Source organism: Psychromonas sp. SR45-3 (genome assembly GCF_014163575.1).
Lineage (GTDB): Bacteria > Pseudomonadota > Gammaproteobacteria > Enterobacterales > Psychromonadaceae > Psychromonas > Psychromonas arctica.
In genome coordinates, this window is the sequence record NZ_JACJDP010000023.1 from 31,292 (window position 1) to 45,363 (window position 14,072).

Sequence of the window (14,072 nt, forward strand, 5' to 3'; positions counted from 1 at the left end):
GTTGAATCTTATTCAACGGGGTTTTTTTATATTTTAGCCGTTTGAATTGATTGCTAACTGTGATTTTGATTGTTCTTTTTCTAAATAAGAGTATAATTTTGCGGCTTTCTACAGAAGCAGGTGGTCAGAATTCACTGACTTTCGACGTTTAATAATATATATAGAGGACGATATGGTAACTATTCGTTTAGCTCGTGGTGGCGCTAAAAAACGCCCATTCTACCAAGTGGTAGTAACTGATAGCCGTAGCCCACGTGACGGTCGTTTCCTTGAAAAAGTTGGTTTCTTTAACCCAACTGCACAAGGTCAATCAGAAAAATTACGTTTAGATACAGATCGAATCAACCATTGGGTTGGTCTTGGCGCACAGCTAAGTGATCGTGTAGCTAAATTAGTAAAAGATAACGCTGTAGCTGCTTAATTGCGGTTAGGTGAAGGAGATATTAGGTGAGCGAACAAGCACAACCAATAGAAATAGGCAAATTTGGTGCAGTTTACGGCATCAAAGGCTGGTTAAAAATCCACTCCTACACCGATGATCCTGAAAGTATTTTTCAATACAAGCCATTGTTAATGAAATCTAATGGGGCTTTACGTGAAGTGAATATCACTGAATGGAAACGTCACAATAAAGGTTTTGTTGCAAAAGTAGACGGTTACGATGTTCGTGAAGAAGTACAAGCCTTAGTTGGCCTTGACCTTCTTGTTCAACCATCTAGCCTTCCAGAATTGGAAGCAGACTACTACTGGCGCGATTTAGTCGGGTGTCAGGTTAATACTGACAAAGGTTATCATCTTGGTGTTGTCACTGATTTGATGGAAACAGGCTCTAAAGATGTGCTTGTTGTAAAAGCCAACTCGAATGATGCTTTTGGACAAAAAGAGCGGTTAATTCCGTTCATCGAAGAGCAAGTAATATTGAATGTTGATATTACAGGCCAACTAATTACAGTTAATTGGGAACCTGATTTCTAATTACCCTAGGAGAAAAGTTATGTGGTTAGGGGTTATTAGCCTCTTCCCGGACATGTTTCGGGCCATTAGCGAGAATGGGGTAACAGGTCGAGCGATTAAAAATAACTTGCTCTCTATCGAATGTTGGAATCCACGTGATTTTACATTAGATAAACATAGAACGGTCGATGATCGTCCCTATGGTGGTGGGCCTGGAATGCTGATGATGGTGCAACCTTTACGGGATGCAATCAACGCAGCAAAACAGAGCGCAAGAGAAGCAGGACACGAGGCAAAGGTAATTTACCTTTCTCCTCAAGGTCGACGTTTAGACCATCAAGGTGCGCAGTCTTTATCAAGCTCTCAAGCTTTGATATTAGTGGCTGGACGCTATGAAGGAATAGACGAGCGTATAATCGAAAGCTTAATAGACGAAGAATGGTCTGTTGGTGATTATGTGTTAAGTGGTGGTGAGCTGCCGGCAATGATTTTAATAGATGCTGTGGTACGTTTTGTACCGGGTGTTTTGGGTCATAGTCAATCAGCTGAGCAAGACTCCTTTGCGGATGGATTGCTTGATTGCCCTCATTATACAAGGCCTGAGGTGTTAGATGGAAAGCAAGTGCCGAGTGTTTTATTAAGTGGTGATCACGAGAAAATTCGTCAATGGCGATTAACTCAATCATTACAGCGCACGAAACAAAGAAGACCCGATTTATTAAAAGATCTAGCTCTGACTGACGAGCAAGCAAAATTGCTTGCTGCTCTGGATAGTAGCTCCAACTAAACAGCGATGTTATTAGTTAACTAGAATTAAAAGGTATTAAAATGAGTAATATTTTACAAGCAATTGAAAACGAACAACTACGTACAGACATCCCTAAGTTTTCTCAAGGTGATACTGTTGTTGTACGTGTTCGCGTAAAAGAAGGTGAAAAAGAGCGTCTTCAAGCATTTGAAGGTGTTGTTATTGCTAAGCGTAACCGTGGTTTACATTCAGCATTCACAGTTCGTAAAATCTCGAACGGTGAAGGTGTTGAGCGTGTATTCCAAACTCACAGCCCACTTGTAGGAAGCGTTGAAGTTAAACGTCGCGGTCTGGTTCGCCAAGCTAAACTTTACTACTTACGTGAACTTACTGGTAAAGCTGCTCGTATTAAAGAGAAGCTAGGTAAGTAATTTCATTTTCTCAGCTAATTAAAATTGGCTGAGCAATGTAAGTTGCAAAATTGCTATAATAAAAAGGTCTGCTTAATGCAGGCCTTTTTTTTGGCATTTTTTAAGATTAGGGGAAAGGTTAAATGTTACAAAATTTAATTAAATATACCTTATTCGTAGTCGCTTGCTGCGCAACATTACTCGGACTATTAGGCATTATTTTACCCTTACTTCCAGCAACTCCTTTTTTTATATTGGCGCTCTTCGGATTCTCTAAAAGCTCACCTCGCTTTCAACTGTGGTTGTTAAATCTACCTGCTGTTGGTGATGATTTAAAACATTGGCAAGCGCATAAAAAAATCAATAAACAACGTAAACCAATTATTTATTTAAGTATTGTCATTAGTTTCCTGATCTCTATCCTTTTATTGATAGGGCAATTGTATTTACAATTAATGTTAGTCGTAATAATGCTTATTTTACTTCTCTTTATCAGGAAGTTACCTGAGTCTTAGCGGTACAAGCTGCAGTTGCATGAATGCCTTGTGTTGAATTTACTTTATGAGTGTTTGATTATCGAATTTTATGTGTTTAAAAACATCAAATTGTCTGTTTTGAAAATGTGATTTAATGAGGTCTGTGATAATCTAAGCCGATAAACGCCCTAGAGAGAGATAAAATGAAAATAACCTTACCTGAATATGAGCAAGCAAACGTATTAGTTGTCGGTGACGTCATGCTAGATAGATATTGGCATGGTCCTGCTGCACGTATCTCTCCTGAAGCGCCAGTACCTATCGTTAATGTTAAACAAATAGAAGAACGTCCTGGTGGTGCGGCAAATGTTGCACTCAATATTGCAGCATTAGGGGCAAAGTCAAAAATAGTGGGCTTGGTTGGCGACGATGAAGCGGCACAATCGATTAAAGATAGCCTACATTCAGTGCATGTAGAAACAGATTTTGTCACTGTTCCTAATGCACCGACAATTACAAAGTTACGTGTATTAAGCCGCCACCAACAATTAATTCGTCTGGATTTTGAAGAATCATTTGCTGATGTTGATAGTACAGCAATGATTAATAAGATGAGCAACGCATTGGATCAGTCTAATCCTGTGATTGTCTTTTCTGACTACAATAAAGGGTCATTAGCTGACGTACAAAAAATGATCCAACTTGCCAAAAGTCGCGGCGTTAAAGTTTTGGTTGACCCTAAAGGGACGAGCTTTGAAAAATACCGCGGTGCGACGCTACTTACTCCTAATCTCTCTGAATTTGAAGGGGTAGTAGGTCATTGTAAAAATGATCAAGAGCTATTCGAACGCGCTAGACAGTTAATTAAAGATTTGCAATTAGAAGCCTTATTAGTGACTCGTAGTGAGCACGGTATGACTTTGATTAGAGAGCACGAAGAACCTTTCCACCTACCTACTCAAGCGCAAGAAGTATTTGATGTTACTGGTGCAGGGGATACTGTGATTGCAGTATTAGCTGCCTCTATTGCAGCGGGCAGCAGCTATGAAGATGCCTGTGCGCTAGCCAATGCAGGCGCAGGTGTCGTGGTGGGCAAAATTGGTACTTCGACAGTGAATACCATTGAGTTAGCAAATGCAGTCTATAGCCAACAAGAAATTGGCTTTGGTGTGTTAACAGAAAGCCAATTACAATTAGCGGTAAAATTAGCGCAGCATCGTGGAGAGAAGGTAGTCATGACCAATGGCTGCTTTGATATTTTACATGCTGGCCATGTCTCCTATTTAAATACTGCTCGTGAACAAGGAGATAGACTCATTGTTGCTGTTAATAGTGACCAGTCTGTACGCGATTTAAAAGGGGAAGGGCGTCCTATTAACACTGCAGACCGACGTATGGCTGTATTAGCGGGATTAGGTGCTGTGGATTGGGTGGTCGAGTTCTGTGAAGATACTCCACAGCGTTTGATTGCTGGTATTTTACCTGATCTACTGGTTAAAGGTGGAGATTATACACCTGAGCAAATAGCCGGTGGCGCTGAAGTCATTGCCAATGGTGGTGAGGTGAGAGTACTGCAGTTTAAAGATGGTTGCTCAACAACCGAGATCATTAAAACAATTCGTAATGAACGTTAAAGTTAACTGAGAATTGGCGAGAATAAAAAAGGGAAGCAGAAGCTTCCCTTTTTTGATCTTAGCACTTGTTAATTTAGTACTTTTTAATTTGATGCTAGAACTTAGTATTTCATGTTAATAACAATTTCGATGAATTGCTATTTTAGTGTTGTTACTTTTTAGCTTTTGAGATCTCAGAAACACTAGCATCTGGGCTCATTGATACATCAGTTAATCCAGCTGAGATATCAAAAATATCTTTCTCAGATAATGTACCTGCAGATAGTTTAAGTTGCAGCATATTAATGATGTAATCATAACGAGCATTGGCTAATAAGTTTTCAGAGCTGTATAAGTTACGTGTCGCATCCAAAACGTCAACAATAGTACGTGTTCCTACTTCAAAGCTTGCTTCAGCGGCATCTAACGCACTTTGTGATGAAACAACCGTTTGCTCGTAAGCGCGAATAGAACTTAAAGAAGCTTGAACGTTGTTATAACCACTGTTGATCTGTGCATCAATACTACGGAAGCTTTGTATTAGATCTTCACTTGCTACAACATAGTTAAATTGTGCTTGTTTAACTCGAGAAGTAATACCACCACCAGTGTAAATAGGTACATTCAAGCTAAGCCCAAAAGTAGCGGCTGTTGCATCATAAGATGTTGAGTTTGAGTCATGGTAATTATAATCGTTATAGCCTAAACCAGCGGTGAAATTGAGTGTTGGCTCATGACCAGCTTCAGCTAATTCGATATTCATTTTTGCTAGTTCTTTAGCAATACGTTTGTTATGTAAATCTAAATTATACTCTAAGGCTTTATTACGCCAAATTTTAACATCGCCTTCAAGTGGCTGCGGGTCAAATGTTTTAGTATCTAAGTACGCAACTTGTTTAACATCTTCACCAGTTAACTCACGCAATAGGTAATAATTATTAGCCAATGTATTTTCTGCTGTGATTAAATCAGCCACTGTTCTATCGTATTCTGCCTGCGCTTCATGTACGTCAGTAATTGCAATTAAACCCACATCAAAACGTTGTTTAGTTTGCTCTAGTTGGCGCTCAACAGCGCGCTTGTTCGCTTTTACAGATTTAACTGATTCATCGGCACGCAATACATCAAAGTAAGCAGTAGCTGCGCGGAATAATAAATCTTGTGCGGCATAACCGTAAATAGCAGCGTATTGTGTTGCTTGTTTCTCTGCAATATCAGTTTGTTGCCAATAAGTACCATTATAAAGTGACTGTGTTAGGTCTAAACTTGCGCCATAGTTGGTGTTGGTATTAGTACTAATACTAGATTGCACATGGTTGGCATCTAATCCAAAACCAATTTGTGGTAATAATACCGATTTTGATTCTGATACTTGCTCAACAAACACATCATATTGTGCCTTGCTTTTTAAAATAATGGGATCTTTGTATTTGGCTGTTTCATAAACTTGTTGTAGCGTATCAGCATTGACGGCAACACTTGATAAGCCTAGTAAGCTTGCAATATAAAGGCGTTTTAAATTCATGATATGGAAATCCTATTGAGTGTGTTTTTGCTCATATGAAGAAAGGCTAATTTTTAATATTGTAGGGTATTATAAAAACCTATTTTTAACTATTATTTGTTGCTTAAAAATACAATTAAAATTTGAATATAATCGTATTTTTTTGAGTTTTTCAATAGGGGTTTTACTGTATGTAAATGATTTTTAAAACCATTTTTAAAAAAGTTGTGTGTCTCTATAATTATTAACTTTAATCATTAATTATAATGTTTATCCTATAACTATTTAAAAAATGAGTAAATCGTTTATTGGTGCGGTTTATGCATTTAAGTATTTCATTTACACGCTCAATAATAGGCCACTAGCGGTATTGCCAACACGACTGATGCTAGCGATTTCAATTCATATCAGATGACTGAATATGATAAACAGAGAATGAAAGGGAAAATAATGTACGACAAAAATGATGTGAAAATATTAGGCTGTGAGCCACTTTATAAAGGTTTTTTTAAATGTAATAAGTTCACTTTAAAACATAAATTGTTTTCTGGTGAATGGAGCCAGCCCATTCAACGTGAGTTTTTTGAAAGAGGTAAAGCGGCGGCTTTATTAGCTTATGATAAAGCGTTGGATACGGTGATCTTGGTGGAACAGTTTCGTTTTGGCGCGATGGACAGCAAACAGTCTCCTTGGTTATTAGAATTAATTGCCGGCATGATAGATGAAGGTGAAGATGCACAGGAAGTAGCAAAGCGAGAAGCATTCGAAGAAGCTGGATTAGTGATTGACCAGTGCCAATTTATGCTCAGTTATTTTGTGAGTCCTGGCGGCACGACTGAAACTATCGATTTATTTGTAGCAAATGTAGACAGTCGTAATGTGGAAGGTGTTTTTGGCTTAGCTGAAGAAGGCGAAGATATTCGAGTTCATGTGGTCTCTAGAGAGCAAGCTTATCAATGGGTGCAATCTGGAAAAATTGATAATGCGGCAACGATTATTGGGTTGCAGTGGTTACAATTAAATTATAAAAATGGCTTAAATATCTAATTTTTATACTGATTGCATATTTTAGGTTGTGAAAATGTGCTTTTGTCGACACTTTTAATCATTAATTCATTTTCATTATTGTGAGAATGATAAAATAATTAGCTGACTTTTAATAAAATGGCCATTTAGCGTGGTGTGTTAACTTTAAATTATAGAGTGAATAATATAAAAATGAATGGTGTACATCAGACGGTAGCAACGCTAAATGCGGATCATAAGGGGGAGGTAAAGTTATTACAAATTACCGACACACATCTTTTTGCTGATAGTGATAAAGACTTATTAGGCATTAAAACAGTAGATAGTTATGATGCTGTTATAGAGCATGCTCAACAATACACTGCTAAATGTGCTGCTGTTTTGTGCACTGGTGATTTGTCGCAAGATCATTCTACTCAGTCTTACCTTGATTTCAGTGAGCGCATTAAAACATTAAAAATGCCTTGTTATTGGTTGCCGGGTAATCATGATATGCAAGAAGTGATGTTGCCTGCTTTATTAAATGAAGGTCTTGCGCAAACCAAACAAATAGTCAGCGAACATTGGCAAATTATTCTATTGGACTCTCAAGTCTCTGGCGTACCTTACGGTCATCTCAGTGAGTCACAATTATTTTTCCTAGAAGATAAGCTTAAGCAGTACCCAAAAAAACATACTTTGATTGCAATTCATCACCATGTATTGCCTGTAGGTTCGGCCTGGTTAGACCAACATATTTTGAAAAACAATGCGCAACTTATTGAGTTGATCAGTCAGTTCGATAATGTGAAAGCGGTTTTATCTGGCCACGTTCACCAAGCTTTTGATGTCACTAAAAATGGGGTTCGTTACCTAACCAGCCCATCTACTTGTGTACAATTTAAACCACAAAGTGATGATTTTGCTGTTGATGATAAAGCCCCTGGATATCGCTATTTAACATTGACAAAATCAGGTAAAATAAACACCCAAGTTGAACGTATTGATATTGGTGATTTTGTTACTGATGTGAATGCCACCGGATATTAAATAATCTCAATTCGGGGTAAGTAAAACTAGCCTGCAATAAGCAGTTATTGGCTCTATAGCTCGTATAGCAGTGAACAAAATCAACAATGTTGTATAATTATAAATTTAACTGAACTACATAAAAATAACTTCCGCTTTCATTACTCTGATCTGAAGTTAAATAAGAGGTAAAATGACAACCGCTAACATAACCAAAGTATTGCTTTCACTTCATGGTTTTCATAGCTCTCCTGCATCACTTAAAGCACAACAAATGCGTGATTATTTATTGTTAGAACATCCTGAAATTCATTTTGTTTGCCCACAACTTCCCGTCTATCCTGAAGATATGTGGTCTGTTATTGAATCTGTCTTCAAACAATATGATAAATGTAAAATAGCGGTTATGGGCAGTTCTTTAGGTGGATTTTTAGCAACCAAGGTGGCTCAGCAATATGCGGTAAAAGTTGTACTTATTAACCCCGCAGTCACACCGAATATTTTGCTAGATTTTTACCAAGGTGAACAGATTCATCCCTATCTTCAGCAGCCATACATTATTAACTCTGATTATATTGAGCAGCTCAAGGCTCTACATGTTGAAAAAATTAACTATCCTGAGAACATTTGGGTGTTATTACAGCAGCAAGATGAAGTTTTAGACTACCGAGATGCATTAAAAAAATATAAACAATGTAAAATAACCTGTGAAAATGGGGGCGATCATAGCTTTATTGGCTTTGAACGTTATGTTGCAGAAATAATTCATTTTCTTTACTAAATACATACAATCAACTGTTTTGTTCTGTGGTAACTTACGCGCAGAATTAACAACCATTAAACTTCATCATTATTAAACAGAATAACCATAGGTGCATGCATGAGCGAACAATATAATTCAGATTCCATTGAAGTATTAAACGGACTCGATCCCGTTCGTCATCGACCTGGTATGTATACTGAAACCAATCGTCCAAATCATTTAGCCCAAGAAGTAATAGATAACTCGGTCGATGAAGCATTGGCAGGCCATGCAAGTTCTATTCAGGTGATCTTACACGAAGACCAGTCTTTGGAAGTCATTGATGATGGTCGAGGTATGCCGATTGATATGCATGCAGAAGAGAAGATATCTGGTGTTGAACTGATCTTTTGTAAGTTACACGCCGGTGGTAAGTTTTCTGGTAAAAATTATGAAATATCAGGAGGTTTACACGGTGTAGGTATTTCCGTGGTTAATGCGCTCTCTACGCGTGTTGATGTACAAATTCGTCGTGATGCTAAAATATTTCATATTGCCTTTGAAAATGGCGACAAAGTAGAAGAACTAAGTGAAATCGGTGTTTGTGGAAAACGTAATACCGGCACTAGCGTGCACTTTAGACCAGACCCAAAATATTTTGATAGTTTTAAATTTTCTGTTTCACGTCTATTACATTTATTAAAAGCTAAAGCCGTATTATGTCCGGGTTTAACCATTAAATTTAAAGATAAAGTGAATAAAAATAATTATGAATGGTGCTATCAAGATGGCCTTAATGATTATTTATTAGAAGCCGTTGCTGACAACGAATTATTACCTTCTGTGCCCTTTGTAGGTAAGTTTTCTGCCAACAGAGAAATGGCTGACTGGGCTGTTGTGTGGCTACCAGAAGGCGGTGACTCTATTACTGAAAGTTACGTTAACTTGATCCCAACCTCTCAAGGGGGCACGCATGTTAATGGTTTCCGCCAAGGCTTATTGGATGCGATGCGCGAGTTTTGTGATATTCGTAATATTCTACCTCGTGGTATTAAATTAAGTCCGGAAGATATCTGGGACAAATGTAGTTATATTCTTTCCGTTAAAATAAAAGAGCCGCAGTTTGCTGGGCAAACAAAAGAACGCTTATCTTCTCGTCAATGTTCAGTTTTTGTGTCAGGTGTTGTTAAAGATGCCTTTAGTTTATGGTTAAACGCCAATGTTAATGAGGCGGAAGCCTTAGCTGAATTCTGTATTAATAATGCTCAAGCACGTAATCGTAAAAGCAAAAAAGTCGCACGTAAAAAAATTACGCAAGGGCCCGCTTTACCAGGGAAACTAACTGATTGTTCGACTCCAGACCCAACGCGAGGCGAGCTGTTTTTAGTTGAAGGGGACTCTGCTGGCGGTAGTGCAAAACAAGCTCGAGACCGAGAGTTTCAAGCGATTATGCCATTACGAGGTAAAATAAAGAATACTTGGGAAGATGAGTCCGATGTAATTTTAAGCTCAGAAGAAATTCACAATATATCAATCGCAATTGGTATTGATCCCGCTTCTACAGACTTGTCTGGATTGCGCTACGGAAAAATTTGTATTCTTGCTGATGCGGATTCCGATGGATTACATATTGCGACCCTAATTTGTGCTTTGTTCGTACGTCATTTTAGAGCCGTTGTTGAAGCCGGTAACTTCTATGTAGCGATGCCACCTTTATATCGAATCGATATCGGTAAAGAAGTTTATTATGCTTTAGATGAATCTGAAAAAGATGGCATACTAGATCGCATTCAAGCAGAGAAAAAGCGTGGAAAAGTTAACGTTCAACGATTCAAAGGCCTTGGTGAAATGAACCCTTTACAGTTGCGTGAAACTACCATGGATCCGAATACGCGTCGCCTAGTACAATTAACCATCGATGATGCAGATAAAATGATGGAAATGATGGATATGTTGCTAGCTAAAAAACGCGCGGGAGACCGTAAGTCATGGTTAGAAGCAAGTGGTGATATGGCTGCAATTGATTAATATATAAAGCATAAACTGTCCCAAATAAAGCATCAGTTATCTTATAGAAAGCATAAGCTGATATTATTCCCTCTGTATTACATTGCTTGATACAAAGGGAGTGCCCCCTATAAGATGACTGTTTCCTATTGGTATACCCATTTCGCTAACTAACTAGCTGGTTAAAATGCATCACATCTGCGTTACAAATTTTGAATATGGACCGAGCATTTGACGCAATTTCATCTTAAATTGACTCATTTTTCCTTCGTTATATTTGAAAACATACTTAATGGCGTTGCTATCGATCATTTTTAACTGGTTGTTAAGTACTTATTATTGATAGCGAAATGAGTATGACTGCTCGCTGCTTATTTTTTCTTGCCCTTTTAAAGCGGGCATAAACCGCTCATTTTCTATAAAGTTCAATACCGCTTTATCAAGCATTTCATGACCGCTAGACGTTGTTAATTTTACCGCTATCGTTTGTCCATTTTCCATGACTGTCATTGTTGCTTTTACTTGTCCTTTTTGTTGCCTTAAAGCTGCCCGCTGAGGGTATTTAGGCTTTTTACCTGAAATAGCGACGGCTTCCTGTAATATTGTTGGTTTATCGGTGCCTTTTGGGTTGAGCCTTTTTGGTTCGGTCCTTGGCGTTGAAGCCTGCTTTGGTGGCTGCTTTATTATGATTTTAAGTTTATTATTACGAATAACTTGTGTTGGATTGTTAAGCGGTAATGTCGAAGCAATGGATGTTAACACTGTATTTTCATTGAGGGCGTTAGATGAATAGGAACTAAGATTTTTCACCTTTTCACTGGGCTTATTATTGCTTACTTTTTTGGGAATTAAAGCAGGTAAATTAATCAGATTTTGGTTAAATATAAATTCTTTTAATAGTGCATCGTCGGTACTTAGATGATTTTTAATACTGTTTTGATGGCGGATTTTAGCCAGTTGATAATCGGCTTGAGTTGCCTCTAACATAGAAGCTACTATTGTGATTGATGCAGGTTGTTGATCGGTTATGCTATCAATTGTTGATGCTGCCTCTTGTTTAGATTGTGGTGATGTCAGCAGTTGTTGGTCGATACGTTGTTGATTAATGTGCTGTTTATTATTAGTAAGGGGCGCTTCTTTTTCTTTGATTATTGTTGTAGAAGCGGCTGATTCTAAAGATGAGGCTGTTTTGGGTGTCGGTGTCGGTGTTGGTGTCGCTGTTAATGTCGGTTGGGTTATTTCCGATACTTTTTTTGTTGCTAGCAGATTAACTTGATTACTTGGTAATAGATCACCATGAAAATAGAAAAACACTGCATATAATAAAAAGCTTATGATAATAAAAGGAAAGTAGTGATAAGCAGACTTCATATACTGGGTGCCTTAATATTCGTTGATGTTGTTAGTTTGTTTTGACATAGAAACTTAATGGGCATAAAAACTTAATGACATAAAAATACTATTAAGTTATTTCTTTAGTATAGGCTTTTCATCTGTATTCGCATTAGTAGGCGTGAGTGTTTGAGCATACATTTTAGCAATTGAGGATGAACTGACTCGTTTGATATCTTCAGTTTGAGGGTGAATAGTTACATTGACCTCACCCGTTTCTTTTGAAAATTCATAATGATAAGGCATGCTTGTTTGTTCTGATACGGGATCATTTTGAATGTTTTCTGTAACATTTTTTTGCTGTGCACTGTTAACGCTCTGCATCGCTTTATTGGTTGTGCTATTGATTAAGCTTTGCTGTTGGCAAAGGTGGTTAAACTGAGCAAGTATGGTGGCTAGATGTAAGCGTAGTGTGTTAATAAAAACACCAAACAAGTGATAAGGTAATAAAGCCAAAGTCATCACAATGAGACTCGTCGCTACTGGAATTAATGCCTGCGAAGTTACCACCAACAGCGCTTGATTATTGCTGCTATTTTCTACTGCAATAACCGGTAAAACTTCAATAAAGAACAGCAAAGCACCTATCACTCCTAGTATCGGAGAAATGATGGCGATAGTACGCAATAACGATTGTCCTCGTGATAACTTATTTATCTGTATAGCTGCATAGGCATGCATTTTTTCTGTGGGGGAAGTGGGCAGGCCTTCAATACCATGAGCCAACATTTTTAATGCGGGTGTTGGTATTTTTTGACAAGCTAATAAGGCGTCGGTCTTTTGGTGTTTATTTAAAGCGGCAAAACACTCTTGTAGTGTAAAGCGCTCCCGTTGAAAATAATAAATAGCCCAAAAGAACAAGCGCTCTAGTGTCACAACTGTTGTAACAAAAGATAACAACAGTAATAACCACATAATCATGCCCATTGTCCCACCTTGTTGGAACCAAAGAGGTATGTTTTCAGCTACTATTGAGGTTAATGATTGATATGAAGTCGCGCTTGTTTCTATACTCATTATCGCTGCGTCCTAGCATCAAAATGAACAAAATAGGGAGTGATCATTGAAAGAGTGCTCTACGAACACTCTGCAAATATTTCACGAATATTGAGCAAATACTAATTGATATCTTGCCAATCAATATCCTCAACATAAAGGCGTTCATTGGCAATATAATAAAGGTGATAACCCGCGCTAACTATCGCATCATTGGTTGGGTTTAAACTCATATCATTGCCACTTTTATCTTTGCTAAAGCCTATTAAGATCATATCGTAGCGTTGTTTGAATGTTTTAAATAACTCACCGAAGCTAGTGTCGGTGATCAAATCGGGAATTAAAATACTGTATAAGGTTGCGCCGTTTAACGTTGAAAGCAATCGCTCGGTGACTTGGCTTGAACCAGGATCTTGCATGCTTCTTACCATTATCTGTGCACTGTTATCGATACTGCATTCAATATAGGGGCAGTGAATCTTTAATAGCTTGGCTTTACTTTCATCAAAAAAGTGTGCGGTTATATTCGCATTCTTATCAGTGAAGGTCGCAATACTGAGGGCTATAGATAAGGTTTCATCGTCGGTACTGCCATCGATAATAATACGTTGGGCTGTTTTTAGGCCAACTCTATCTAGCTCTTGCGTGTCCGAAAACGAGTCTAATTTAGCGAAGGAAACCTCATCAATTTCTGGAAACGGGTTCTCCATATCTTCAGTGACACATAATAATATTTGACGATTATGGCGTTTTTTATCGCCAAGAATTAACTGTATGACTTGCTTCGTTGAGTGTTTATCCCAGCAAAACAGCAGTATATGCCCCGTTAAATGTGAAAAGTCATTACTGCCGTTCATATTCTTTCTCGCTATATCAATGAATAATTGGGTGGTTTTTCCGATAAATGAAGCAAATACAATTAATCCAGAAGGAATTTGCCAGAAGGCGACAATCAATCTACCAAAGCTTGTTTGCGGACTAAAGTCACCAAAACCAACCGTTGAAACCACCACCATATTATAATAAAAAAACTGTAATGGGTGCTCAATTAGAGCCCTCTCATTTGCCAAAACAAATAAAACATAAGTAATAGCCGCTTGCATTATGATCAAGCCAAACATTGCTGGCCAAGTCATATTGCGCGTTAGCTTTTGTATAATTTTCGTTATTTTAAGCGGTGTTAAAAAAGGCAGCAT

General features: G+C 37.9%; 14 protein-coding genes. 10 read left to right on the plus strand and 4 right to left on the minus strand.

Annotated features, from left to right (window positions below):
* The first annotated feature begins 172 nt into the window (after nucleotides 1-172).
* From rpsP to hldE, 6 genes are all read left to right on the plus strand, one after another.
* Nucleotides 173-421, plus strand: a complete 249-nt coding sequence (gene rpsP / locus H5084_RS12770; protein WP_028869134.1) for a 30S ribosomal protein S16 — start codon at nucleotides 173-175, stop codon at nucleotides 419-421.
* Nucleotides 422-447: 26 nt separating this feature from the next.
* On the plus strand, nucleotides 448-975 hold the full coding sequence (gene rimM, locus H5084_RS12775) for a ribosome maturation factor RimM (protein ID WP_182690715.1): 528 nt from the start codon (nucleotides 448-450) through the stop codon (nucleotides 973-975).
* 19 nt (nucleotides 976-994) lie between these two features.
* Nucleotides 995-1,741 carry a tRNA (guanosine(37)-N1)-methyltransferase TrmD gene (gene trmD, locus H5084_RS12780; RefSeq protein ID WP_028869132.1) on the plus strand — a complete coding sequence of 249 codons (747 nt, stop codon included), beginning with the start codon at nucleotides 995-997 and terminating at the stop codon, nucleotides 1,739-1,741.
* A gap of 41 nt (nucleotides 1,742-1,782) precedes the next feature.
* Complete coding sequence (gene rplS, locus H5084_RS12785; RefSeq protein ID WP_028869131.1) at nucleotides 1,783-2,133, plus strand: 50S ribosomal protein L19; 351 nt, start codon at nucleotides 1,783-1,785, stop codon at nucleotides 2,131-2,133.
* Between the two features lie 122 nt (nucleotides 2,134-2,255).
* Nucleotides 2,256-2,627, plus strand: coding sequence for a DUF454 family protein (locus H5084_RS12790; RefSeq protein WP_182690716.1), 372 nt, complete (start codon nucleotides 2,256-2,258; stop codon nucleotides 2,625-2,627).
* Nucleotides 2,628-2,791: 164 nt separating this feature from the next.
* Nucleotides 2,792-4,222 (plus strand): bifunctional D-glycero-beta-D-manno-heptose-7-phosphate kinase/D-glycero-beta-D-manno-heptose 1-phosphate adenylyltransferase HldE, encoded by a 1,431-nt coding sequence (gene hldE, locus H5084_RS12795; RefSeq protein ID WP_182690717.1) that lies wholly within the window; start codon nucleotides 2,792-2,794, stop codon nucleotides 4,220-4,222.
* Between the two features lie 151 nt (nucleotides 4,223-4,373).
* Here hldE and H5084_RS12800 read toward each other — a convergent pair whose 3' ends face one another.
* Nucleotides 4,374-5,726, minus strand: a complete 1,353-nt coding sequence (locus H5084_RS12800) for a TolC family outer membrane protein (protein ID WP_182690718.1) — start codon at nucleotides 5,724-5,726, stop codon at nucleotides 4,374-4,376.
* A 429-nt stretch (nucleotides 5,727-6,155) separates the two neighbouring features.
* Between H5084_RS12800 and nudF the strand changes: the two genes are divergently transcribed.
* The 4 genes from nudF to parE all read left to right on the plus strand — a co-directional run bounded on the left by nudF (nucleotide 6,156) and on the right by parE (nucleotide 10,509).
* Nucleotides 6,156-6,752 carry an ADP-ribose diphosphatase gene (gene nudF / locus H5084_RS12805; RefSeq protein WP_409077638.1) on the plus strand — a complete coding sequence of 199 codons (597 nt, stop codon included), beginning with the start codon at nucleotides 6,156-6,158 and terminating at the stop codon, nucleotides 6,750-6,752.
* Between the two features lie 171 nt (nucleotides 6,753-6,923).
* Nucleotides 6,924-7,760: a 3',5'-cyclic-AMP phosphodiesterase gene (gene cpdA / locus H5084_RS12810; protein WP_028869126.1), complete on the plus strand. Its 837-nt coding sequence runs from the start codon at nucleotides 6,924-6,926 to the stop codon at nucleotides 7,758-7,760.
* A gap of 172 nt (nucleotides 7,761-7,932) precedes the next feature.
* Nucleotides 7,933-8,520, plus strand: coding sequence for a YqiA/YcfP family alpha/beta fold hydrolase (locus H5084_RS12815; protein ID WP_182690720.1), 588 nt, complete (start codon nucleotides 7,933-7,935; stop codon nucleotides 8,518-8,520).
* A gap of 99 nt (nucleotides 8,521-8,619) precedes the next feature.
* Complete coding sequence (parE, locus tag H5084_RS12820) at nucleotides 8,620-10,509, plus strand: DNA topoisomerase IV subunit B (protein WP_028869124.1); 1,890 nt, start codon at nucleotides 8,620-8,622, stop codon at nucleotides 10,507-10,509.
* A 315-nt stretch (nucleotides 10,510-10,824) separates the two neighbouring features.
* Here the strand turns inward: parE and H5084_RS12825 are convergent, their stop codons facing one another.
* The 3 genes from H5084_RS12825 to H5084_RS12835 all read right to left on the minus strand — a co-directional run bounded on the left by H5084_RS12825 (nucleotide 10,825) and on the right by H5084_RS12835 (nucleotide 14,072).
* On the minus strand, nucleotides 10,825-11,859 hold the full coding sequence (locus H5084_RS12825) for an energy transducer TonB (protein ID WP_182690721.1): 1,035 nt from the start codon (nucleotides 11,857-11,859) through the stop codon (nucleotides 10,825-10,827).
* A 96-nt stretch (nucleotides 11,860-11,955) separates the two neighbouring features.
* Nucleotides 11,956-12,897 carry a MotA/TolQ/ExbB proton channel family protein gene (locus tag H5084_RS12830; protein ID WP_182690722.1) on the minus strand — a complete coding sequence of 314 codons (942 nt, stop codon included), beginning with the start codon at nucleotides 12,895-12,897 and terminating at the stop codon, nucleotides 11,956-11,958.
* A 101-nt stretch (nucleotides 12,898-12,998) separates the two neighbouring features.
* Nucleotides 12,999-14,072, minus strand: a complete 1,074-nt coding sequence (locus H5084_RS12835; RefSeq protein WP_182690723.1) for a potassium channel family protein — start codon at nucleotides 14,070-14,072, stop codon at nucleotides 12,999-13,001.